We start from the raw sequence: 23,638 nt of genomic DNA, 5'->3' as shown, positions 1-23,638 counted from the left end.
CTTACCTTTGATTATTCACTTTAAGCTTTAAGTCTTCAACAGAAGATGCATTTGCCTCACTTACTACCTTTAGTGGTTCACCAAGATTATGCTCTATTTTTATATTACGCTCAGGATCGTACTCTATTCTTGTATCAAACTCAAAGCCCAATTTCTCACAAAGTTTTTTGAAATACTCAATAAGCTTATTTATAATATAAGTAAGCTTATCAAACAAACCGTCATCACCAGCTTTATAGTCCTCTAACTCTTTAGGAATGGTAAGAAGTACTTTACCATCTTCATATGTTACATTTTTATCTTCACATTTCAGTTTAAACTCCGCTGAACTGCAAAAACCTGGTGTTTCGATATATGTACAATCATCATAGTTAAGCATTTTTGTATATTTCATGCTAAAACTAAGCTTTATACAATTGGGTTCACGACAATCCATAATATACTCTCTTGTCACACAGTTGCTTTGCGTTGACAAATGAAAAGATCCAAGAGCTTGATTCATATCATTAGGAAGAAAATGAGTATATCCGCCCTGATAATAGTTATTTATTAACTCCTCAATAATAGAGTTATTGGGAATTGTTGCACCAACGTGTTTAAACATTTCTGTAAAAATTTGTCTGAGAAATGGACGATAATTCCTTTTTCCGTTTTCATCCCGTAGAATTAGATTTTTATGGTTTGAATACAGATCGTTAATAAATTCGTTAGTTATTTTTTGTCCGTTAATAGCAAGGCCGTGTGTTCTATTAAGATCCTTATATGTTCCCTCACCAGAAATTGCTTCGCCCCAAGTGTTAGCTTTGAAATCAGCATATTTGAGCTTCTTCACTTCAGCTTTCAACGCATTGACCATTTCCTTTGACATGTTATATCTCTACCATTAATACCTGTATATTAATTCTAGCACTTACTTTATTAAATTTCAATTACTAAATGAATTTATCACTTTCACTTCCGTATTTTCCAGCGAGTCACCGTAAGTCACTGCTTTTAGGTAAAACTTTTTTCCCCTTTGCACTTCGAAAGATATTATTGAATCATCAAGTAGAACAAATTTTTCACCTGCAGTCTCTTTAGTACCTTCTTGTCCTCTGATTAGGTTACTAAGCTTATATTTATTTTTATCTATAAGTTCAGCACTCTGGAATTTTATTACCTCTTTTCCGATTAATGCTGAATTTGAATCGATAATTCCTAGCAGCTTACCAAAACGTAGCACTACTATAAGCCCCTCGTCGGTAGATTCCATTACATATCCGTAAGTAGACTGCTTGTTTGTGTTTGCGATAGGCTTATAATCCTTATCGTTGTACGAAATAAAGAGTGTTGCTCCTTTCCAATTCTTTTCCTCACTAATTAAAGTAAAGCTTGCACTATTACCTTTAATATCCGGTAAATCTATCATTTCTACGATGGTTTTGCTGATATGAGAAGGAGGGTATTCCTTCAGCATAAGTGACCTTGTTGAAGGAAAAGAAAGCTTATATATAGAGTGATCATAACCAACGCCAATTACTTGAATGGACATGCTTTCGAATTTTGTTTTTATAATTCTCACCGTATGCTTTTTCTCACCGTCTAAAATCGTTATTACATCACTTGGCACAAGCCACGCATATTTTATCGGCAGCTTGAAATTGTATATATTTCTCTCTTGCCACGAAGAATAAAGTAAAACCTCAGCTATATTTTGCGCCTCTCCCTCCTCCATAATGAGCGGTATTTCAACTGTTATAGCAGCGCCTTGCTTTGGCAACTCAGCATATTTAACATCAATTGGATAGCCAAAATTGCGATTAAAATAAACGACGTTAACTTTATTGTTTAAATCTAATTGACTGATATTAGCAAGTTTTGAATTGTTACTGAAAACCGTTTCACCAATTGGCATTACAGTTGTAACTCCCCTGCCCTTTTGGACAAATTTCAGTTTAGAGTCCTGTTCAACCACATCAAAAAAATAGCAACTTTGCAGCATTTTAATAATTGAACGTACCGATTGCTGGTCATTTATTACATATCCAGACAATAATCCTTTAACATCACTCGTATCGAACTGATCGCTTTTTAAACCTGCTTTTTGTAATAGATCCGATAAAACATCGGAAATATTAAGCTGTGAAAGCTTTCCCTGAATCCAATGTCCTGTCTGCCAATTATGGCAGTCAGTCCACATATCACACAAATTGGGGAAATAAGGAAATGGCCTTGCATCCCATGCCCAGAGAAACATTTTTTCTACCATTTCCGAGCTTTGCCACTTCTTTAGCGTTCCTTCAATTGCAATTTTTTGCGAAAGAAAGCTCACCTCTCCGTTTGAATATCGTGGATATTTGCTCTCTATGCTGCCTTTATCAACAAACACATTTGGCTCATTAGTGCAGCCGTTCATACTTGGAAATCCATACTCAGTAAACCATATTTTTTTCATTTTTGGTTGCCATTTCGTTTTACTACCACCTGGATTTATGTGAGTTTCACTCCACCATTTTGCTATGTTTTTCCACGCATACCTGCTGTCGTTATACTTTACTTTTTCAGGCTCACCCTTTGAGTAATCATAGAAATAATCATACCCCACTCCACTGCTCCAACCACCCATTACATCTTCCGCGGAATAACCAAAAGGAGGCTCTGGCCCATCAGTCAGTGGAAAATAAGCATCTATGCCAATAACGTCGATGTACTCTGAAGACCAAAGCTCATCCATATTATACCAACCATCATATGAATGGTATTCACTCCAATCAGCAGCGTAAGTTACCGTTACTTCTTCCCCAAGCTGAAGTTTTATCTGTTTTGCAAGCTTGACCAGCTCTATAACGGCAGGGTAATTCCCTTGTTCATCCCTGATTTTGGTAAGTTGCGCAAATTCAGAACCGATGATAAACCCTTCTACTTTAGTCTGTTTGGCAATGCTTGCATAATGCTCTATAAATTTGTTATATTGATTCTCAAAAAAATCACTTATATCCCCAGGGGTCCCGCTCAATTTTCCTCGCCACTCTTTGTTCTTTGTGTCAAGCAAGGGCACTGGATAGAGCATCACCTTGTAGCCTCTGCTGCGTAACTCTTCTATATATCTTATCAACGCTGCATCACTAACTGTGCCACCATACCTTGGGTTTCCACTCGCATCTTTTGAAATTAGCTGAGCATTATCTCTGGTTACACCCCCTACTTGCCAATCATCAGGTAATATTGCGGAATCATCTTGAAATTCAACTGCAGGATATATTTTACAATCTTTAATGTTCAGATCATTCACAAACCAATTGACTACTACCGATACCCACTCAACATTTGGTAAATCTCCCTTTAATTGATCCAAAGAAAGCATTGCATCGCTCTTTTTAGTGTGGTTGTTGTGATTTACCCTTTGCGCCAGCCCATATGGGATATATTGGTTGCTGCTTATTTTCTCTTGCGCGATTTTCTTCTGTATTTTTGTATCATATACAAACTCACCTGAACCTGGTATGATATTGATATTCCGAATATTTTTTGCTACTGAAAATTCATTTGACTTTACTGCAGTTTGCACTTCAAACGTAAATACCGGAACATGATTATTATAGTCTGCTAAAGGAAAATTCTTGATGACTATGTAAGATATTCCCCTATAAGCCGGCACATTCCCCTCTCCTTCAATTGATGACATAAATGGATCAGGATTTTGGTCTTCTCTGCCGCTGTAAAAAGTATAATCTATTTCATCAAAGCTAAGTGATGTTGTATCTGCCCAGATTCTGTTTAATTTTTCTACTTTCCCCTTGCAGATCGCAATTGCAAGCGTTGCGTAGTAATTATATGTAACGTTCATACCTCTTCCAATTTTGCTTTTGGTGGTTATCGCCTCTTCTTTTATTGGCTGTGACCAAATAATGTTCCCTGCAACACGAGCAGTGCCATAGATAATTGGAATCGTTCTGCCGTAGGTTGAGGTTTGAACTTGCAGATTTTTTAGTCTCGCACCATGCGTTACTTTTTGCTCGGCATCAAGGCCGAACATTGCCCCATCTAGCTGTGCACCAAGAAGAGCACCGAGTTCTGAGCCGATAATCCGGCCAATTGGCCCAAAAATGCTGCCTGCTTGACCAAAAATTGATGATAAAATTATTGTGGACATGATAATCCTCCTTTTTGTTTCTATAGCTAATGTAGGCTCTACGTCATACCGCCGCGCCGCTAACAAGCAGCGGGATGACGAGCTTATCGTTATGCCGCCGCGAACCGTCATACCGCGATTCATTCGCGGTATAGATTCCGCTAACTAGTAGCGGAATGACGAATTTGTCGTTTTACAGCCACTTGGATGACAATTTGCTACTAAATAGTAGGAAATTCAATAACTTACAATGAATAGTTGAAGTTTTTAATTAAGAAAAGCACATGGTGTAGCTATAATTATTGTAAGCAACAATGAAAAAGTACGGAAGTGAAAAATTACCACTCTCATGGCAATCACTTCACCAGCGGCAAAGTGATACCATGCTGATTCATATATTTTCCTTTCATATCATCATATGATTTCTCGCATTCACTTTCGCCGCTTAAAAATACGAATTGGCATGCGCCTTCATTAGCGTAAATTTTCGCAGGAAGTGGAGTGGTGTTTGAGAATTCGAGTGTGACATGACCTTCCCATCCAGGTTCTAAGGGAGTAACGTTTACTATAATTCCACATCTTGCGTAAGTTGATTTACCAACACAAATGACCAGTACATTCCTTGGTATACGAAAATATTCCACTGTACTTGCAAGCACAAAGCTATTTGGTGGAATTATACATACGTCTGTTTCCTTATCTATGAAACTATTCTCAGAAAAATTTTTAGGGTCCACGATGGCTGAATTAACGTTAGTAAAAATTTTAAATTTATTATCCACTCTTGCATCGTAACCATAAGATGATAGTCCGAAAGATATAACACCTTTGCTGCTTTTGTGGTTCACAAAAGGTTCTATCATTCCAAAATTTTCAGCTTTTTCTCTTATCCATTTATCTGGCATAACTGCCATAATTGCCCCTTAAAGTTGTGTAATACTTACAATAATATAAAATAAAATTTAAATGTAAACTGTAGCTTTTGTCATGCAATTAAAGCTTTTCAGTTTGATTTTTTATTACAATAATTAGATTTATGTTCTTAACTAAAAATAATGCTTAGAAACTTTCTCCTGATTTTTGTATTCGTATTATTCACGCCGCTATCAAATGCTGATGCCAGGAAATACATCAGAATTGTTGGATCTTCAACTGTTTTTCCTTTTATCTCGTTTATAGCCGAAGAGTTCAACCGTGTATTCTCCTTTAAGACTCCAGTTGTGGAATCGATAGGAAGTGGATCAGGATTCAAAATGTTTTGCTCAGGAATAGGGGAAGACACTCCAGACATCACCACTTCATCTCGCCCTATGAAGGAAGTAGAAAGAGAACTATGTAAAAGGAATAAAATTAATGAAGTGATAGAAATCATCATTGGCTATGATGGAGTTGTCATTGCAAATTCAAATCAAAGCCATAGATTTGATTTCACAAAGAAGGACTTATTTGAAACTTTATCTGCATATTCTCAAGAAAATGATAAATTAGTAAAAAATAATAAGAAGTTTTGGTCTAATGTCAATCAAGCCTTACCAAAAACAGAAATTGAAATTTATGGTCCACATCAAAATACAGGTACATACGAAACTTTGGTTAATTCTATTATGCTTGATCAATATTCATGCATGAACTCGAGAATTTTCAAAGAGAATTATAAAGATCAGGAAGAAAGAAAGAAAGCATGTGGTAATATAAGGGATGACGGAAGGTATATAGAAGTTGGAATTAATGAAAATATAATAATACAAAAATTGAAAAGTAACAAGAACGCCTTAGGGATATTTAGTTTCAGCTTTTTAATGAGGAATCAAGATAAAATACAAGGGAGCACAATTGCAGGAATTGAGCCAACTTACGAAAATATATCATCGGGAAAATATATATTAGCAAGACCTCTATACCTTTACATAAAGAGGGAACACTTGGATACTGTTGATGGATTAAGAGAATTCGTAAAAGAAATTATAGATTCGATCAGCATTGAAGATGGGTACCTATCTAGGCTTGGTCTAATTCCACTTTCAAGTGAAGATATAAAGAAAGCTTCAGCAAAGGTTTATGATATAACGTGACGGCAACGTTTCTTTTATATTCTTTGTTCTAGCGTAGTCAGACCCAGCGCGGCGCGCTGGGATGACAATGGATTACTGATTAGGCAGTTCTGCGTTGTTGCAACACCCAGAAACAACCGGGTTCAAACTTTTCGTATTTGGACTTTCTGATTTCTCACAAACTCCTCCAATATAAGCTAGTACAGCCAATGCTGAAACTGCTGAAACTTCTAAAACTAATGCAACTACAGGATATGCCAGCACATAGGCTGCAATAGCACCAACTACGCATAGTCCAACAACGCCTAGAGCGATCTTCCCTTTGTATTCATTAAGCTTTATTTCTCTGTCCTTTTTATAACCCTTAACTTCTTGAATAAAGTCTTCAAGCCATCCCTCACCAGCTATATTAGCATACTCTTTTTGTTGCTTTTCAAGAGAACCTATTATATAGTTATCTTCTGTATTTTGACCTTCTCTATTAACCATGTGGTCTTCAAGCCAGAAGTTACGAACATCAGGGGAAGCTTTATCCCAAAGAAGTTTAGTGATCTCTTTTATCTTTTCAAATTCTTCTTTGCCAAGATTTCTTTCATAGTCAACCATCAGAGGATAAATTAACAAGCAATCAATATCAGTAGCATCACTCCAATATACATTTCGCGTCAAAACACTTTCTACATCTTCACCGCAATTCTCTAGTGCTGTTTTAACTTGATCAACATTAAGACTTCTTATTGCACGCCTTAGTGCCATATCAAGATCCATTACCCTCTTGTGCTCTTCTATTTCTTGAATAACTGTTTTAAGAGCAGGTATGTTATAAAGGCCAAATCCTCGAAAACTCTCTATTGCACGACAACACACAAAATCACGAGTTTTCTGATTAGCAACTTTCCAAATTTGTTTAATGATCTCTACGTTTTCTCCAATTTCTCCTTGAACTTTAACTCCAGCGTCAAGACCAATAATAGCAAAATCTAAAAAATTATCTTTGTAACCAGCCCCAATCCCCTCGTGGTTCAAAACTGCTTGTATATTATCACATTCATTATTGTCGAATATGCCCTGGACCTTTTGAGGGTAGTTATTGCTAATTGCTATAATTAATGAAGCTCGAATTTTTTTTTGTATATCAGTTAATTCAACCATATCTTACCTCTAATAAAAATTTAATTATCACACATATTTACAAGTAAATCAAGTATATTGTTAATAACTGTTAATAAAGGCCAACAAAATGCTTGACGTTAGAGTAGCTTTTATGGCTTTGTATAGCGAGGAAGTAATTCTATGAAAAATCATCAACGTTTACAAAATTTGCGTTCAATTGTATTTATTGTGGGAATATTCCTATTGCTGTTTAGCTTAGCAATGCTTATTCCTGCTATTACTAATAAATGTCTCAGCTACAAATGGAAAAATTTCCTCGCTGGATTCATAATTACCTGCACATCTGGCGCAATTTTTATTTTACTCGGTAAATTAAGTAGATTGCATGGAATGCCAGCAATTTTTGCGATTACTAGTTGCACCTGGATTGCCTTGTCTCTGTTTGCAGCTATTCCTTTCTATTTTGATAATCTGAGCTATGTTGATGCATTGTTTGAAACGATATCTGGCATCACAACCACAGGAGCAACTATATTTAATGATATTGAAAAACAATCTCCAGGAATACTGCTATGGAGAGCAATGCTACATGGCATGGGGGGTTTTGGTGTAATCACTTTAGGAATTGCAGTTTTTCCTATGTTTAAGGTTCTCAGCCTAAATAATTTACTTTATTCTGAGTATTCAGATGCTACCAAAAGGAAGTTGCCGAATACGCGAAGCGTAGTGATTCATGTTACGGCAATATATTATGGCTTAATTTTGTTATGTATATTTTCCTATTATCTAGCTGGTATGCCACTGTTTGATGCAATATGCCACGGAATGTCCTCTGTATCAACTGGTGGATTTGCTAACTATAATGATTCTATAGGGCACTATAATAACCCTATGTTAGAAGTCATAACGATCATTTTTATGATTTTGGGTTCTCTGCCTTTTCTTAGCTATTTAAAAATTATAAGACGGTTAGACATTTGCTATGATGAACAGGTCTCTTACTTTGTTAAGATAGCTACTATCTCATCTTTATTTGCTTGTTTTTGGTTGTATAAAAATGTTGATTTAGGAGTGTCATTATCATTTAGATGCAGCACATTTACCATCACTTCCTTGATTACGTCAACTGGTTATGCAATCTGTAATCATATAGATTGGAGTTTCATTTCAGTCTTAGCTTTTTTTCTCACCTTTGTTGGTGGATGTAGTGGTTCTTCAAGTGGTGGTGTCAAAATCTTCCGCTTGATTGTTCTTTTAAGGTCTATAAGAAATTACTTTTACCTTTTATTAAACCCTGATGCAGACAATGGAGTAAAATTCAATGGAAAAACCCTGGAGAATGATGAAATTCACTCTGTCTTTATATTTTTTGCAATTTTCATGTTAACGTTTACCATTTCATCAATAGTGATGTCTTACTTAAGCAATGCAGACTTTATAACTAGCGTCAGTTCAGTCTCTGCAACGCTTACAAACTCTGGTCCAGGGTTCAGCAACTTAATAGGTCCTTCAGGTAACTATTCTTCTTTCAGTAATGAAGTAAAATTATTTCTATCGTTTTTAATGCTGCTTGGCAGACTTGAAATATTGCCAATCTATTTTTGTATAGGTAATTTATTCTTATTTAATAGAGAGAAATAGTTGGTGAAACTTGATATTATAGCTAAACTGACTTACGACAATTTGAAAAACCGTCATTCCGCTACTCGTTAGCGATATCTATACCGCGAATAAATCCACAGATGTACGAACATTGTGATTTGGGCACACCAAGAAGAATGTCATCCAAGTAGCCCCTTTCTCGTCATCCCGCTACTTGTTAGCGGGATCTATGCTAAGAGATACCGCGAATGAATCGCGGCATGACGGTTCGCGGCGGTATAGCTATAGATAGTATTAGCTATTTAATAAAAAGATCGTAGCTAAACCAAGAAATATAAAAGCTGAGAGAATATCAGTTGTTGCCGATGTTAGGATTGAAGAAGAAACGGCAGGGTCAGACTTTAAGCGATGAAGCATTATAGGAATGAAAGTTCCGATGAACGTTGCAATAATTGACATCATAATCATGGAGACCACAAAAATCATCTCCACTTTGAAGTTGTGAAACCTTATTGCTAACACTACTAATGAAATAGTAGATAAGATCACCCCGTTTATAAGACCTATTAAAAATTCTTTCATCAGTATTCTTTTTGCATTTTGCTCAGTTAGATATTTTGTTGCGATTGCCCGGATGGTTAGCGTTACTGTTTGGGATCCTGCATTTCCGCTCATTGATGCAATTATCGGCATGATTATTGGCAGCACTATAAAACTTTTTATTACATCATCGAAAAAGCCAATTACTATGGAACACATTGTTGCAGCTAAGAGGTTAAACAGTAACCAAGGTAGCCTTTTAATTATAGTTTTATGTATAGGGGCATTTATATCGGCTTTAGAAGATACACCGCTTATTTTGAGTACATCCTCTTCTGTTTCTTGTTGAACAACTTTTATCACATCTTCAATTAAGATCACACCAATAATTTTACCATTCTTATTTACTACCGGAGCCGATAATAGAGAGTAATCTTTAAATATTCTTGCTACTTCCTCTTGGTCTATTCCAGTTTTAATGATTTTTATGTCATGATCCATTATCTCTTTTATTATTGTGTCTCCTGAGTGAGATATTACCTTATTTAAATTAACACTGCCTATAGGCTCTAATTTTGAGTTGATAATGAATATCTGGTGAAATTTTTCTGGTATTTTTTTATAGTTGCACACAAATTCTGTCAGTTGATTTATTGTCCAATAATATGGAGCTATAACCATATCTTTATGTATTAACCTTCCTGCACTTTCTTCTGGATATGATAGCAACTCCTCTACCGATTTCTGAGTTTTGCTGGGCAAATAGTAAAGTATATTTTCTACAGACTTTCTATCTAAATCTTTCACTATGGTTACTATATCTTCTACATCAAGGAGCATTAGTAACTTTGCTGTATTTTCTATTCCCAATGTTTCTATGATCTCTATTTGTAAATCTGGCACTACATGCACTAGGGCATCACTTAACAAATGTTGATCGAGGATATTAACTAATTTCTCCCTGTGATCACTGATCGAAGTAGATAAAAAATAAGCTAACTGAACACTGTCTATCGTTTTTACAATATTACGAACATTCTCTAGCTCCTCGTTATCAAGTGACTCTATTAAGTCATCAATAGCCTTTTTGTCTAAACCATAATGGGAACTTATTTCAATATTCATTACTTTACCTTGTTTTTTAATAAATATACGCGCTTGATTTCCTTAAACATTAAAGTATAATGAAATTATTTAAATTAACTATCATATGGTTAAATTTCTATTTTGTTTACTGTTATTGTTATTGATAGTAAATATATTAAAATCTAAAGTATAATGAAAACTTATCCAGAAATTCTTGAACACTTTCAAAGCTTAAATAAAAGTATTTCTCTTATCAGGAGGTGTCTTTGACATAGAAAAATTAAAGTTGCGTCTTGAAGAGCTTGACTCCCAAGCGTCGAATGATGACCTATGGCAAGATAACCAAAAAGCACAAGAAGTTTTAAAAGAACGTTCTAAAATTAAGAATGACGTAGAGTCGTTTTTAAAGCTGGAAAGCGATTACAACGATGCCATCAGCTTAATGAAGTCTGCTATTGATGAAAATGATGAAGAATTTTTCTCTGAAGTTGAAAATGAATTAGCTAAGCTAGAGAAATTAATCAAGTATAAAGAAACAGAGTCCTTATTTACTGGTGAAGCAGATAATAATAACTGCTTTTTAGAAATCCACTCAGGAGCTGGCGGAACCGAGAGCAATGATTGGGCTGAAATGCTGATGCGCATGTATATAAGGTGGGCAGAAATTTATCACAACTTTAAAGTTGAAGTTGTAGAAAAATTAGAAGGAGAGTCAGTTGGTATAAAGTCTGCAATGATAAAAATCGTTGGAGAAAAAGCTTATGGGTGGGCAAAAAGTGAAAGTGGAATTCACAGGCTGGTTAGAATATCGCCATTTGATGCAAATGGTAAACGTCATACCAGTTTTGCAAGTGTAGGAGTAACTCCAGTGATAGAAGATTCAATTGATATTGCTGTGGATGAAAAGGATCTAAAGATCGACACCTATCGTGCTTCCGGAGCAGGCGGTCAGCATGTGAACAAGACTGAAAGTGCGGTACGCATTACGCATATTCCAACTGGTGTTGTAGTTCAATGCCAAAATGGTCGTTCTCAACACAGAAATAAAGATGAGGCGTTAAAATTACTTAAAGGACGTTTATACCAAATTGAACTGGAAAAAAAAGAACAGAAAATGGCTGAAGAATATGGTAAAAAATGCGATATAGGCTGGGGCAATCAGATCAGATCGTACGTTATGCATCCATATCAAATGGTGAAGGATTTAAGAACCGGACATGAAGTGGGCAATATAAATTCTGTTTTTGATGGTAATATAGATTGTTTCATAGTTAGTGTGCTTACTAAGCAAAATTAGGTAGGGTTGACTTTCTTGCCATAATATATGATAATTAAAATATTGTTAAAGTAGGAGTAAAGTTATGGCGATTAAATATGATCAGTGGAAAAGTGACCTTACCCAGAAAAAGTGGAGAGAAAGTGTGGAATGTTTTTTACAAAAAGAATGATGCATCAAATTGTTCTGGAATGCAATAGTTAATAGTGACGTTGTTTGTTATAAAAAATTTCTATGTATTCAAATATTGCAGTTCTAGTTTGTTGAGCAGAGTGTTGTGAAGTATCAATAAGTATTTCTCTTTTCAATGAGCTAAAGAAGCTTTCTGCAACAGAATTGTCGTAACAACAGCCTTTATTACTCATCTATATTCTTTACAGCTAAGAGATATTGATACCCTTGCGCAGTATATTGTGAACCTTGGTCACTGTGCAGCAGTAGATTTTTAACAGGTTTACGCCTATTAATGGCCATTAATAAAGAGTTCATAACCAATTGTTTATTTATTGCACTACTCATTAACTACCATACGTGAGAATTATTGCTGCCAAATATAGCCATCCCTCCTTGGTTTTGATGTAAGTAATCCCATACTTTATTTGGTTGATCAACAATAAAGTTTTGATCTAGTATATTGGGAGCTACAGCTCTATTATCTGTTTGTTGTTTTTTAATTTTAAACTTTCTTCTCAGTATAGCCCTGATGTCATTTTTCTGCATAATACTTTGCACCGTTTTCAAATTGCAACTTTTACCCAAAGCCTTCAATTCAGCATGAATTTTAGGAGCTCCATATCTACATTTAGAAACTTGATATATTTTTTGAATAGCTTCGAGTAGCTCTTTATTTGCTGATTCTCTACTGCTTATTTTTCTTGTGGTCCACTTATAGTAGCCACTAGCAGAAAATCCTACATAATTCCTGTACTTTATAGCAGTTACTATATAAAAAAATATTTTACTCTTTTTGACTGGCCAGGGCTTTTTTTTAAATGTCTCTTTCCCTTGTTACTCTTGCTTTGTAAATCAAACCTCTCTTTGTCGTAAGGAGCCATGTTACCTCTACCTGGAAATGCATTTGCCGCTGACTTTTTTTCGTTATATTTCTTCATCCATTTTCCTAATAAACCACCCTTTATTCCTAAATCTCTTGCTATTTTTGTAATTGTTTGACCTGCCTTTCTTTGTTCATTTGCCAGTTTAACAGCTTCCAATTTGAATTCTGCCGTATATTCTCTTACCATTTCTAATCCTCCAAAATTTTATTTTACCCAAAAAAACTCTTTTCTTTCTCTCCACTTTTTCTGGGTAAGGTCAGAAATTTAATGATCCAGGATATACTCCTTTGTTAAGGGAGATTGAGCATTTTCGAATATTTCTTGAGTGCTTCCAGACTCAACAATTCTGCCATTATGAAAGAAAATTACACTATCAGATAACTTTTTAGCTTGCTTCATTGAATGAGTCACCATAATTATAGTAAATCTTAATTTCAGCTCTTGTATAAGATTTTCGATTGCATTGGTTGCCATTGGATCAAGAGCAGAGCACGGTTCATCCATTAATAAAATAGTTGGCTTCACTGCAATTGCGCGAGCGATGCATAGCCTCTGTTGTTGGCCACCGGATAAATTGAGTGCGCTATCTTGCAATCTGTCCTTCAATTCTTCCCATAAACCAACCTTGGTTAAACTATTTTCCACCATCTCATTCAATTTTTGCTTATCCTTCGCCATACCATGCAATTTTGGCCCACAAGCAACATTATCATATATTGATTTTGGAAAAGGATTTGGCTTTTGAAATACCATACCAACTTTTGCTCTAAGTAGTACAACATCCATATCGCGTGAATATATATCACCCAGCCCATCGATATCTAATTCACCAACAGTTTTGCAACCTGGTACATAGTCATTCATACGATTAAAACAACGCAAAAATGTTGATTTACCGCACCCGGATGGTCCGATAAAAGTAGTAACTTTTCTTTTATAAATATTCAAATTTATATCGAATAAAACTTGCTTAGAGCCGTACCAGAGATTTAAATCTTTAACAGAGGCACGTGTATTGCTCATATCACATCCTGCATTGAATAGAGCCCCGGAATTTCTCTTTTATTTTCGTATAGCCATACTGCTGCTTGAACAGCTCCTCTAGCAAATGTTGTGCGATCAATTGCTTTGTGGTTTAGTTCTATCCGTTCATCAGAATTAACAAACATCACGCTGTGATCTCCTATTACTCCACCTCCACGAGATACTGCAAAACCTATTCCCCCCTTTTTCCTTATGTTTGAACCACTATGTAAATATTGATTGGACTGAAAATCCACTTTTGAAGCGTTAGCAATTGTTTTGCCAAGTTCTATAGCTGTTCCAGATGGTGAATCCTTTTTTAAGCTATGATGCATTTCCCAAATCTCAACGTCATATTCATTACCTAAAAGCTCAGCAGCTTTTTTTACCAATTTCAGCAACACATTAACCCCAACACTCATATTTGCTGACCATAATATTGGAACTTCAGCAGCATATTCTTTCAAATCGACACCTTCTATTCCAGTTGTGCCACTAACCAGCGGTGTTTTAAATTTTACAGCTGCTTTAAGGCAGTCTAACATACATTCTTTAGTTGTAAAATCTATTACAACGTCAGATGACTCAAATATGCCACTAATAGAACTTGTAACTTTAATTCCTAGATTGGCTATAATTGGTCCAATATCTGAATCTATGTACTTACTACCTGAACGGGCAACAGCACCTGCTATTTCCACTTTGGTATTTGTAATTAATTCATTGAGTATTTTTTTGCCCATTCTGCCTAAGCAGCCTATTACTCCAACTCTGATTTTCATAAAGCTTTTTACGTTTATTAAGAATGTTAGGCCTTTTTTTAAGCTCTGTCACTTCTGATCTATATTCTATAGCTGTACGAACACTGCAATTTCAGATCCCAGTGCCTTGACCACAACTATTGCAATATGGTACATAGTGAACGATGTCATTCCAGTCTGGAATCTAGCCTTTCTGCAATCTCATCGAAAACGTTTTTCTATGCTAGTTTGCTTGCTTACAAGCAAACTTTTCTGGATCCCAGTGTCTGGGCACTGGGATGACAGGAGAAGGCACTGGGATGACACCCTGACAACCGTCATCCCGCTACTTGTTAGCGGGATCTATGCTAAGAGATACCGCGAATGAATCGCGGTATGACGTAGGACTACTGTCATTCCAGTGCTCCTTTTTTTGTCATCCCAGTGCGTGACACTGGGATCTAGCCTTTATTATTTGGTTGAAATTAAGTTTTCTGGATCCCAGTGTCAGCTACTTTCATGACATCATTATAAAGTAAAATGAGATCCCAGTGTCTGTACGACTAGTACAACATTGCATAATTCTATTATGGCTATTTTGATCAAAGTTTGCAAGACTTTTTATGCGAAATACTATATACAAGTGATTGTGATTGATTTCAATTTGATGAATTAACATTCTAATAATATTTTGCTTAGTCTGCCAATCTACCAGATCAAGTTTTGATTCAACACTTGAGGAAAAGTTTTTCAAGCTATCTGTAACAAGGCTCAATTCTTGTTGTAATTTCTTTTGATCAAGTACTTTTTCTTTTTCCTCCTCAATTTCTTTTAAATGCTGTTTCATTGTTGTAATTCTTGGCTCAAATTCTTCTTGGCTTATAAACCCTTTGGCATAGCTATCTATAAATTTTTTTATACTTAATCTTAACTTACTTTCTTGCTTTTCACGTGTTTGATTATGTAGAGGTTTTTTGTTCTCTGACAATCTACGTTGATATTCATTTGCAATCCTATCTGGCTCTTTTAGTATACTCTTGACTTCTTCCCATATAACTGCATCTAATACATCAGTGCGTATTGATTTATTGTCACATATTCTGTTGCCATTAAACCTGGAGCCAGAACAACGGTAGTAAGAATAACGTTTATTTCTACTATATACACCACAATAAGTATATTGGCAACGCTGACATACTGTTAAACTCCGCAACAAAAAAGTTTCTTTTCTTTCTCGAGCTCTTGCCCTTTGCCTATTTTCAGTTAGCTGTACTTGCACTGAATCAAATAAATTATCACTGATTATTTTTGGCACTGGAACGTAAATCCAGTTCTCTTTATCATTACTAAAATGACCATTTTTGAGTTTACCACAAGTTCCTTTTTTTGATTTCCTTACTTGTGGCTTCGAGCATGCCTTAGTTTTACCATAAGCTGCTCGTCCTATATAAGCAGGATTTCTTAACATCTTCCAGATAGTACTTCTTTTCCAACGTTCCTTTCCTGTTTGTGTTATTACCGATATCTCGCTAAGTCTACGTATAACTTCATTGATGCTTATTCTTTCTTGACCAACCCAATTAAATATTTTGCGTACTACATTTGCCTCTTCTTCATTAATCTCAAACTGAGCACTTCCTTCACCTACATGTTTTGCTATGTAGCGATAACCATAAGGTGCATTACTCATTACACTGATACGGCCAGTTTTAGCTGCATGAAGTTTTCCTCTGCGATTACGTTCCATAATCTTTGCACGTTCATACTCTGCTACTAATCCTTGAATTCCTAAAAACATATTAGATTCTGGGTTATCCTCAAATTTATGATTTAAGAAAACAACCTCTGAACCTGCTTTTCTAAACTCTTCGAGTAAGAGCGCTTGGTATGCAGATTTGCGTGATAACCGATCAGGTGAATGAATATATATCTTATCAATCTTACCTTCTGCTACTCTATCACGTAAACTCTCTAAGCCAGGACGTTCTAAATTTGATCCACTATAACCATTATCGACAAACTTATGCTCATCTAATAACTCATGTCCATCACTACCAATGCGACGCTCCAATTCTACAATCTGACTCTCTATTGTATTCTCCTGTGCCTGTTGTCTTGATGAAACTCTTGCATACAAGCTTACCGTTGTCATTTTCTTCTACCTCCTTTGTTTTACATTTCAATAATTGTTCATAAGCATTTGCCAAATATGTACCCGCCAACCTGTGAGGTTCATAACGGCAATTAATAGTTAATTCCCCTTTTTGCATGTTTTTCTTCCTGTGAATTTTTTTATAGGTTAGGAGACTTCTATTAAACTAAACCAATGCACACCTTATGTTCCATTTAAGAAAGCTATCTAGTTTACACAAATTCTCCCTAATTAAATATACAAGATTTGAAAAAATTATGTCCAAAAAATCTTTGCTTGAATTGTCATATTATGTATAATATAGCTTATTTAATATGGTATGAATGTTCATCCAAGTTACGAATTCTGGGAAAGTGATTTAGAAGTTCCGGTCAACCTTTTACTAGAACGTTTTCAGGATTATAATATACGTCAATCTTGGTTAGATTCCCTTTCTGGTAAACAACTGAGCATCATTTTTCAGCATTGCTTTAAAAATCATTTAAATGGACAACTTTTTCAGGACGGAGATTATGACGATAGATCCACTCAACAAAAACGTAAGATACTTACCAGTTACTCTGACTCTCTTTTTAACTATTATCTCATTAGCTACTTTGATTGTACAAAGCTTGAGGCTACAGTCAGTGAAGTAGCAAGATTTGCCCTTACTCAAGAGTTAATGAGATCATACCTGATAAAAAATAACACTAAGTATGATAAAAGATCCTTATTGTTTTTACTATTTCACATAAATTGCAAACTTCTAAAATTTGTCTATCACTTTGATAAAGTACAAAAGAAAGGTTTCGTATCATTTGCTCTACAGAAATCACCAAGACAAATAAATACTTCATTTAAGGAATTTATGTCACAAGAAGCCGTAGAGCAGATACTTAAAGATGATGACCAGTTGCAGGGTTTTTTCCATCATCAAGATCGAATATATATGTTTGTACGTCGAGGAAGTGACATGGATTTACTGCTTAATTCAAACAAAGTTGTTCATGGTCATAAACCTGAGTGGATGATTTTAGATTTTTCGCTTGATGGTACAAAGGTTAATCTCTGTGCTAAAAATACTAATAAAGCTGTGGAAATAGCAAATAGTATTGTAAGTGGTTATTTTAACTGCGAATGTACTTTTGTAAATATACAGGATAAGAACTTTCCACTACAAGTGCATAAATTTCTTCAAGCATGTATAGAGGGTTCTGACCCTAATATTTGTATATTTGAGTTAAATTTTAAGTCAGATTATTTCAAAAATAGTAATACATATCTTACTTTGAGTGTAAAGCCGTATGATCCTATTGCACCAGAGTTACATATTTTAAAGTCATCTATTGGCAATATACTACAATCTATTCAATCAGCTAAAGTAATGTTCCAAAACAAAAAGGTAACATTTTCTTTCAAAATAAGTGGGGAAGTTTATTATTCAGAGCATCCACTCAATAAAAAGGAAAGAGAGGAACTGAAGAAACATATAGAACAATCTTATGGTCTTAAAATCCTTTCACGAGCAAATTGCTGATCTTTTAAGTTTAAATAGTTCTTGGGTTAATCTAAGTCAAAATCACATTAAAGCAGCAAGATACTTATTTGATCTTGGATTAATAAAAATGCAAGAAAGGTACTATATTGTTTGTTCTCGTGAAGAAGATCATCTTGATTGGCCAAATGTAATTGATCCAAATTGTAGCAATGAGATTTTCATTGATCCAGACTTTGATGAAGCATGTGATGACGCTATTTGTGAAAACTGTTCTCGTCATATTCTGCCTAATACTTATCAAAAACAGAGATTTCATCTCTTATCCATATACTTAAATACAGAAAAGATCATAGACTGGCTTGAAACAAAGTTGAATGATTCAAGACTTATGTGGGAAAAAGTGGAAAAAGGAGTTTATTATATTTGTAATCAAGGTCGTATTGTAAATCTAATAATCCTTGATTTTTGTACTGATGCAATATTTTTAACCATAGATAAACTTAGAGTCCATCCGACAGTTCTCATCACCCTAAAAAAAGATATACCGAATCTATTATTGAGCCTATATATAGTGCCAATGGTAGAACTGTTTTGTCAGCTTAAGACTTTAACTGAGATATTCCAAGAGGCAGCTAAAAGAGGAGTACCAAAGGTAGTAGAAAATACTTCTTTGCAAGTTTTACCAGCTTCATATATTTCGCTTAAACGTGTTGAACCAATTGTACCAACAAAGCTTTTGGAGTTACAGGTAGTTAAAGGTATGGTATATGTTAATAGCGTTGAAGTTATAAATAAAAAAGCTGTATCATGTCTTAATATTTTTCGAATATTGTTCAAGCAATTTTTACATGACTGCGAGAAAGAGCTGCCACCTGAAAAACATACACTTCTCAATATTAACCAGTTAGAAAAACTCTTGGGACTTAGTTTAGAAGCAGATTTAGAACATCAAATCAGAAAACCATTAAACAAGATGCAAAAAACGATCAAAGCTACATTGGCTGAGAAATTAGGATTAAGTATTGAACGTAATGATGTAATACAAACACTTGGTTGGCAAAGATCATCACATGGTTATCGGATTAACCCTTTTACTTTGACTATAAAAAAATACTAAAAAATTCTCTTACGTAGTACAATTTATACTTATAATATACTATGATATAACCATAGTATATTTATATATATAAGGTAATTTGCCAATCTGCCAACTTGCTGAAACCAGCCTGAGAAGAGCGCTTTTGGCTACTCCTTCTAGTTGGCAATTTTTTGCCATCTTGCCAATCTGACGTTTGTACAAAACTATATAAGATATTGATTTTCTTGTATTTTTACTAAATTCAGAATGGCAGATTGGCAAATTCTTCAGTTTGCCAATCTGCCATTCTGCCAATCTAATTTGGTAAGATCACGCATAACCCAAATATCTGGGTTTTCAACAGGCAGAGTTACTCCATTGTTTGACGAGAGATAATAATCTGGTTTTACTAATCTATATTGATTTTCAGCAATCTTCAGCTCCATGTCTCTTACACACAAGTAACCATACTTTGACCTTGTACTTGATCTTACAGCCTTTTTAAAGAATTTTATATAACCTATGGTTGCAAGATGGCTGATTCTTTCACGAATGCTACGTTCACTACCAAGTCCCAACTTTCCTTCAAAGCATTTTGCAAAGCTCGCTGCAGTATACACTTCTCCTTTATATGCTTCATTGGCAATTAATTCTAAAATTATATCATGTCTTCTCAAGCGCTCTAAATCCAGTTTATTATTATAATCATCCCTTACTACCCTTTCTGAATTAAAATTTGTATCATATTGCAAAAACGATCCATTTTGCCAACAAAATGAAATCTTATTTTCTTCTGATGCAGAATAATTAGATTTCATTCGGCAAAGAACACGATCATTACCAGTCTTTTCTGGTCTTGACAAATACCATCTAGATCGAACAGAATTATTCCATGCTGTTGAACCTCCTGTGCCAGTTTTGCGTATTATTCCAGAATCCGAAGGATGTGCACATAACAAAACAGCCCCTTTAATTATCTGCGCTATTCTGCCACAACAGTTTTGTATAAATTGTCTCACATGAGAGCGATCATTTTCGTTACCTCCAAACAAATCTGCTGCTGTATCCAGAACTACAAGTTTTGGCTGAAATGATTTAATATCTTCAAGTAATTCCTGAAAGTAAGTAGTTAATTGTCCTGTACTTTTACTATTGAATACCATCAGTAAATTATCTTCTCCTGTACGAGATGATAAACAAATGTTGTTAAGAAAATCAGGAGACTTCATATCAAGCTGATATAATTTATTTATTGCACATTGTCTACGCCAAAGCTCTTCTGTGTCGTCTTCGCAAAATACACCATATGTCTTGATTTTCTCAATTGCTATCCCTAGCCAAGATTTACCAGTACTAGCAGCAGTCATTAATTGCTGAGCAAGGAGAGATTTTCCAACACCACCATCACCGTAAAGAGCTGTAACACTACCAACAGGAAGCCAATCCTTTACAATCCATTCCCTTTCTGGAGCAATATTAGTCCAAGCTCTAGTATCTATTCTGAGTGGCTTTCTATGATAAGGACTATTTGTGCTAAGGATAAATTCTTCAATATTTATTCCCTCTAACACACAATCAGCAGCATCCCAACTCCTTGGTTTATCTGGTGGAATCTTAAGCGTAGCAAGTGATGCAACACCAAATTCTAAAAGTTTCTTTTCAGCGTTTTTGGCATATTTATTACCTGCTTCATCATTGTCTGGCCAAATGATAATTTGTTTACCTTTTAGCGGAGTCCAATCTGTTCTATCAATAGGCGCATTTGCTCCAAACATCGCAGTTGTAGCTGTAATTCCTTTCTCTATAAGTGCTTCTGCGCATTTTTCTCCTTCAACCAGAATAACCTTATTGGACTTTAAAATACCTGGAATGTTGTAGAGTGGCCTTATCTCTGGCTCTTTGAATCTTTGTTTTTTAACATCAAATGGTTTAAACTGTTTTTTCTCTAAAGGAGGATCATAACGGTAGACTATTACAATCAATTGGTTATTTTCATCGTAGTAGTTCCAACTACAAGTCAGATATTGTTCTAGATCTCTAATATTATTTTTTTCTTTGATGCCAAGCCATTCACTTATTGAGAGCATTACTTCAGGAAATTCTGTTTTCGCATTCTTCCCGTGTACTGTTGCCCAAAGGTCGATAATGTCACCACCTTCTCCCGTTGCAAAATCTTTCCATAATCCAGCTTTTTCGCCTGTTAACTCTATTACAGTACTTTTGCCTTTGTTACCCTGTACATCACCTACATAAAACTTATCACCACGAAATGTCCCTCTTGGTAACAGATGAAAAAGACAAGATCTGATGTTTTGCAAAATCTGAGTTTTTAGCTCTACCATGCTGTCCGTTTTTGCAGACAAATTAAGCCGTAGCTATAACTTTAGAGTTCTGCCAACGCCCATTTACTCTGCTAATGAATTTTGCTGGTATTGATTTACCGTTTCTTAGCTCATATACTACTTGCAAGACATTTGCACGTTTATTTGGTTGAAACATTACCATACCAGATGTATAAAAGCTTCTTAAAGCATTAGCACCAATTAAAGCTTGAAAAGGACTTTTTGCTAATGTAGCTGTGGATACTTTTCTGGTATGACGTGTAATAATTATTCCAGCCATAGGATTAATTATAGAACGTAATTTTTCTATTCTGCTTTGCAGACCGGAAAATATATTTTCATAGTCAAGGGAATCCAAAACGATAAGGTCTATCGTTTTAAATTTTTCTCCTATAATCTCTTTTATTCTCTCTATACCTTCATCGTTTAAAGTTAATCTCATCTTTGTAGTAACAATCAAGTTTTCTTCTGCTAGATTTGGCAGCCTTTGATTAGTTATGATTTGTTGTATGCGTTCCCTGATGTAATTGTACTCCATCTCATTTTGCAGATAGATTATTTTTAGTGGCCTTGCTGACTTCATCTTAAGAAACGATACTCCTGCTGCAAGATGTGCAAGCAAAGAGAGAAGAAAATAACTTTTGCCAACCTTTGGAGTACCACCAATGACTAAAAGACCACCTGGAGTGAGAATTCGTGGAGCTATTATGTCTTCTGGTATTGGTGATTGATCACTCAAGTACTGCTTTACAGAAAATATTTTTTCTGCTCTCTCCCTTTTTTCTCCACTCTTTGATTTCTTATTGAGCCACTTCCTAGCAGAATCTATATCACCTTTAATTAAAACCCAAAGATCAATAATATCACCGCTAGTCCCTTCAGTAAAATTACGCCAATCACCAGCTTCCTTACCTACTATTTTAACTGTAATTGTATTTCCATTTAAGTTTCCAATATAAGTTTTATCTCGGTAAAATTCACCATTTGGAAGTAGGTAAGAAACACACTCTTTGATATTATCAATTAATAATGCTTTTATCTTTTCTTGCTTTTTAGACATAAAACTCCCATACATACTTTTCATACGTTTAAAGTTGAGATTAGCTAGCTCACAAACAGTTTCAAAAGATTTTGAATTCAGCCAATTAATTGCTTCTTCTCTTAGAACCTGTCTTGAAAGGAGTTAAGCAGCTAATTTAGTAAGCATAGAAGTAATCATATTAAATAAGATATTGTTTTTTGAAGTAAGAGGAGAATGCTCGTAATCCTTGCTCATGCGTCTAAAATTGGAAAGCCAAGCAAAGGTTCGTTCTACAATCCAACGTTTAGGAATAACCTGAAATCCTGTATCAACCAATTTCTTGGTAATCGTTAGCAAACATCCAGTTTCCAACAAACATCGATTTTGTAATTTACCTTTGTATCCTTGATCAGCAAAAAACTTACGTAATGTTGGAGCTTTGCATTTAGCTTGAATAAAAAGATTGGTAGCACCATCACGATCCTGAATGCTTGCGCTGTGTACCTCTGCAGTAATTACAAGACCTAGTGTATCTACAATAATATGGCGTTTTCTACCCTTTATTTTTTTACCGGCATCATATCCTCTTGATCCCCTTTTTGAGTCGTTTTCACTGATTGACTGTCAATTATACCTACTGAAGGTGTTTCATTTTTACCAACCATTTTTCTTACCTCTTTTACTAGCATGTCATGTATTTTTTTCAATTTTCCATTATTACGCCACCTGATAAAATAGTCATACACCGTTTTCCATGGGGGAAAATCCTTTGGTAGCATTCTCCACTGGCAACCACCCCTCATTATATACCTTATTGCATTAATAATTGTTCTGATGTTATGTTTTCTTGGTCGTCCTATCGCTCCTTGTGCAACATAGGGCTCTAAAATTTCCCATTCCTTGTCACTTATATCACTTGGATACAATTTACCCTCCTATTTTTTGCTTACCTCATCATACTCTTTTCT

Annotated in this window: 20 protein-coding genes; 5 read left to right on the top strand and 15 right to left on the bottom strand. The window is 35.1% G+C overall.

Annotation, left to right across the window (positions count from 1 at the left end; translation table 11 throughout):
• Window position 1 precedes the first annotated feature (1 nt).
• The 3 genes from ABWU73_RS03530 to dcd form a co-directional block, all read right to left on the bottom strand.
• Window positions 2-868: a hypothetical protein gene (locus ABWU73_RS03530; RefSeq protein WP_264329574.1), complete on the bottom strand. Its 867-nt coding sequence runs from the start codon at window positions 866-868 to the stop codon at window positions 2-4.
• Window positions 869-925: 57 nt separating this feature from the next.
• Window positions 926-4,132, bottom strand: coding sequence for a glycoside hydrolase TIM-barrel-like domain-containing protein (locus tag ABWU73_RS03525; RefSeq protein ID WP_265040401.1), 3,207 nt, complete (start codon window positions 4,130-4,132; stop codon window positions 926-928).
• 335 nt (window positions 4,133-4,467) lie between these two features.
• Complete coding sequence (gene dcd, locus ABWU73_RS03520; protein WP_006280485.1) at window positions 4,468-5,025, bottom strand: dCTP deaminase; 558 nt, start codon at window positions 5,023-5,025, stop codon at window positions 4,468-4,470.
• A 141-nt stretch (window positions 5,026-5,166) separates the two neighbouring features.
• On the opposite strand from dcd, the gene ABWU73_RS03515 reads away from it, so the two are divergent.
• Window positions 5,167-6,183 carry a substrate-binding domain-containing protein gene (locus tag ABWU73_RS03515; RefSeq protein ID WP_341810296.1) on the top strand — a complete coding sequence of 339 codons (1,017 nt, stop codon included), beginning with the start codon at window positions 5,167-5,169 and terminating at the stop codon, window positions 6,181-6,183.
• Between the two features lie 72 nt (window positions 6,184-6,255).
• On the opposite strand, the gene ABWU73_RS03510 is transcribed toward ABWU73_RS03515, so the two are convergent.
• Window positions 6,256-7,314: a hypothetical protein gene (locus tag ABWU73_RS03510; protein WP_244226868.1), complete on the bottom strand. Its 1,059-nt coding sequence runs from the start codon at window positions 7,312-7,314 to the stop codon at window positions 6,256-6,258.
• A gap of 141 nt (window positions 7,315-7,455) precedes the next feature.
• On the opposite strand from ABWU73_RS03510, the gene ABWU73_RS03505 reads away from it, so the two are divergent.
• The gene (locus tag ABWU73_RS03505; RefSeq protein ID WP_095742676.1) at window positions 7,456-8,916 is read left to right on the top strand and encodes a TrkH family potassium uptake protein; all 1,461 of its coding nucleotides are present in this window, start codon (window positions 7,456-7,458) and stop codon (window positions 8,914-8,916) included.
• A gap of 255 nt (window positions 8,917-9,171) precedes the next feature.
• Here the strand turns inward: ABWU73_RS03505 and mgtE are convergent, their stop codons facing one another.
• Window positions 9,172-10,542 (bottom strand): magnesium transporter, encoded by a 1,371-nt coding sequence (mgtE, locus tag ABWU73_RS03500; protein ID WP_265017723.1) that lies wholly within the window; start codon window positions 10,540-10,542, stop codon window positions 9,172-9,174.
• 153 nt (window positions 10,543-10,695) lie between these two features.
• On the opposite strand from mgtE, the gene prfB reads away from it, so the two are divergent.
• Window positions 10,696-11,800 (top strand): peptide chain release factor 2 gene (gene prfB / locus ABWU73_RS03495; RefSeq protein ID WP_141456981.1). Its coding sequence is split into 2 segments (ribosomal slippage): window positions 10,696-10,770 and window positions 10,772-11,800, totalling 1,104 coding nucleotides; the frame shifts between segments, so codons are not numbered across the junction.
• A gap of 179 nt (window positions 11,801-11,979) precedes the next feature.
• On the opposite strand, the gene ABWU73_RS03490 is transcribed toward prfB, so the two are convergent.
• The 7 genes from ABWU73_RS03490 to ABWU73_RS03460 all read right to left on the bottom strand — a co-directional run bounded on the left by ABWU73_RS03490 (window position 11,980) and on the right by ABWU73_RS03460 (window position 16,752).
• Window positions 11,980-12,144 carry an IS3 family transposase gene (locus ABWU73_RS03490; protein WP_010082072.1) on the bottom strand — a complete coding sequence of 55 codons (165 nt, stop codon included), beginning with the start codon at window positions 12,142-12,144 and terminating at the stop codon, window positions 11,980-11,982.
• Window positions 12,137-12,298, bottom strand: a complete 162-nt coding sequence (locus ABWU73_RS03485; RefSeq protein WP_010082071.1) for a DDE-type integrase/transposase/recombinase — start codon at window positions 12,296-12,298, stop codon at window positions 12,137-12,139. Before ABWU73_RS03485 ends, ABWU73_RS03490 begins: the two co-directional genes overlap by 8 nt.
• A 3-nt stretch (window positions 12,299-12,301) precedes the next feature.
• Entirely contained in the window at window positions 12,302-12,598 is a 297-nt protein-coding gene (locus tag ABWU73_RS03480) for an IS3 family transposase (protein WP_094189604.1), read from the bottom strand.
• Between the two features lie 122 nt (window positions 12,599-12,720).
• A complete protein-coding gene (locus ABWU73_RS03475) occupies window positions 12,721-13,023 on the bottom strand; it encodes a transposase (protein WP_209472831.1) in 303 nt (100 codons plus the stop codon).
• 78 nt (window positions 13,024-13,101) lie between these two features.
• Entirely contained in the window at window positions 13,102-13,860 is a 759-nt protein-coding gene (pstB, locus tag ABWU73_RS03470) for a phosphate ABC transporter ATP-binding protein PstB (protein ID WP_006280935.1), read from the bottom strand.
• Complete coding sequence (gene dapB / locus ABWU73_RS03465; protein ID WP_264329570.1) at window positions 13,857-14,642, bottom strand: 4-hydroxy-tetrahydrodipicolinate reductase; 786 nt, start codon at window positions 14,640-14,642, stop codon at window positions 13,857-13,859. The genes pstB and dapB overlap by 4 nt, the downstream gene beginning before the upstream one ends.
• A 475-nt stretch (window positions 14,643-15,117) precedes the next feature.
• Window positions 15,118-16,752, bottom strand: coding sequence for a recombinase family protein (locus tag ABWU73_RS03460; protein ID WP_265017851.1), 1,635 nt, complete (start codon window positions 16,750-16,752; stop codon window positions 15,118-15,120).
• A gap of 319 nt (window positions 16,753-17,071) precedes the next feature.
• Between ABWU73_RS03460 and ABWU73_RS03455 the strand changes: the two genes are divergently transcribed.
• A complete protein-coding gene (locus ABWU73_RS03455) occupies window positions 17,072-18,268 on the top strand; it encodes a hypothetical protein (protein WP_265017813.1) in 1,197 nt (398 codons plus the stop codon).
• Window positions 18,234-19,346, top strand: a complete 1,113-nt coding sequence (locus ABWU73_RS03450) for a hypothetical protein (protein WP_264711505.1) — start codon at window positions 18,234-18,236, stop codon at window positions 19,344-19,346. The genes ABWU73_RS03455 and ABWU73_RS03450 overlap by 35 nt, the downstream gene beginning before the upstream one ends.
• A gap of 248 nt (window positions 19,347-19,594) precedes the next feature.
• Here ABWU73_RS03450 and ABWU73_RS03445 read toward each other — a convergent pair whose 3' ends face one another.
• From ABWU73_RS03445 to ABWU73_RS03435, 3 genes are all read right to left on the bottom strand, one after another.
• Window positions 19,595-21,649, bottom strand: a complete 2,055-nt coding sequence (locus ABWU73_RS03445) for an AAA family ATPase (RefSeq protein ID WP_410541773.1) — start codon at window positions 21,647-21,649, stop codon at window positions 19,595-19,597.
• Between the two features lie 22 nt (window positions 21,650-21,671).
• Window positions 21,672-22,709: an AAA family ATPase gene (locus ABWU73_RS03440; RefSeq protein WP_265017850.1), complete on the bottom strand. Its 1,038-nt coding sequence runs from the start codon at window positions 22,707-22,709 to the stop codon at window positions 21,672-21,674.
• Window positions 22,710-22,832: 123 nt separating this feature from the next.
• Window positions 22,833-23,596 (bottom strand): IS5 family transposase gene (locus ABWU73_RS03435; protein ID WP_156518237.1). Its coding sequence is split into 2 segments (ribosomal slippage): window positions 22,833-23,242 and window positions 23,242-23,596, totalling 765 coding nucleotides; the frame shifts between segments, so codons are not numbered across the junction.
• Window positions 23,597-23,638: the final 42 nt, after the last annotated feature.

Origin of the sequence: Wolbachia endosymbiont (group A) of Andrena helvola (assembly GCF_964028415.1) — a bacterium.
Lineage (GTDB): Bacteria > Pseudomonadota > Alphaproteobacteria > Rickettsiales > Anaplasmataceae > Wolbachia > Wolbachia pipientis.
The sequence above is the reverse complement of the archived record's forward strand: the minus strand, read 5'-3'. Positions and strand labels throughout refer to the sequence as shown.

Coding starts and splice junctions, on each gene's coding strand:
- ABWU73_RS03530 (WP_264329574.1), bottom strand. CDS start 868: ATGTCAAAGGAAATGGTCAATGCGTTGAAAGCTGAAGTGAAGAAGCTC.
- ABWU73_RS03525 (WP_265040401.1), bottom strand. CDS start 4,132: ATGTCCACAATAATTTTATCATCAATTTTTGGTCAAGCAGGCAGCATT.
- dcd (WP_006280485.1), bottom strand. CDS start 5,025: ATGGCAGTTATGCCAGATAAATGGATAAGAGAAAAAGCTGAAAATTTT.
- ABWU73_RS03515 (WP_341810296.1), top strand. CDS start 5,167: ATGCTTAGAAACTTTCTCCTGATTTTTGTATTCGTATTATTCACGCCG.
- ABWU73_RS03510 (WP_244226868.1), bottom strand. CDS start 7,314: ATGGTTGAATTAACTGATATACAAAAAAAAATTCGAGCTTCATTAATT.
- ABWU73_RS03505 (WP_095742676.1), top strand. CDS start 7,456: ATGAAAAATCATCAACGTTTACAAAATTTGCGTTCAATTGTATTTATT.
- mgtE (WP_265017723.1), bottom strand. CDS start 10,542: ATGAATATTGAAATAAGTTCCCATTATGGTTTAGACAAAAAGGCTATT.
- ABWU73_RS03490 (WP_010082072.1), bottom strand. CDS start 12,144: ATGAGTAATAAAGGCTGTTGTTACGACAATTCTGTTGCAGAAAGCTTC.
- ABWU73_RS03485 (WP_010082071.1), bottom strand. CDS start 12,298: ATGAGTAGTGCAATAAATAAACAATTGGTTATGAACTCTTTATTAATG.
- ABWU73_RS03475 (WP_209472831.1), bottom strand. CDS start 13,023: ATGGTAAGAGAATATACGGCAGAATTCAAATTGGAAGCTGTTAAACTG.
- pstB (WP_006280935.1), bottom strand. CDS start 13,860: ATGAGCAATACACGTGCCTCTGTTAAAGATTTAAATCTCTGGTACGGC.
- dapB (WP_264329570.1), bottom strand. CDS start 14,642: ATGAAAATCAGAGTTGGAGTAATAGGCTGCTTAGGCAGAATGGGCAAA.
- ABWU73_RS03460 (WP_265017851.1), bottom strand. CDS start 16,752: ATGACAACGGTAAGCTTGTATGCAAGAGTTTCATCAAGACAACAGGCA.
- ABWU73_RS03455 (WP_265017813.1), top strand. CDS start 17,072: ATGAATGTTCATCCAAGTTACGAATTCTGGGAAAGTGATTTAGAAGTT.
- ABWU73_RS03450 (WP_264711505.1), top strand. CDS start 18,234: ATGGTCTTAAAATCCTTTCACGAGCAAATTGCTGATCTTTTAAGTTTA.
- ABWU73_RS03445 (WP_410541773.1), bottom strand. CDS start 21,649: ATGGTAGAGCTAAAAACTCAGATTTTGCAAAACATCAGATCTTGTCTT.
- ABWU73_RS03440 (WP_265017850.1), bottom strand. CDS start 22,709: ATGTCTAAAAAGCAAGAAAAGATAAAAGCATTATTAATTGATAATATC.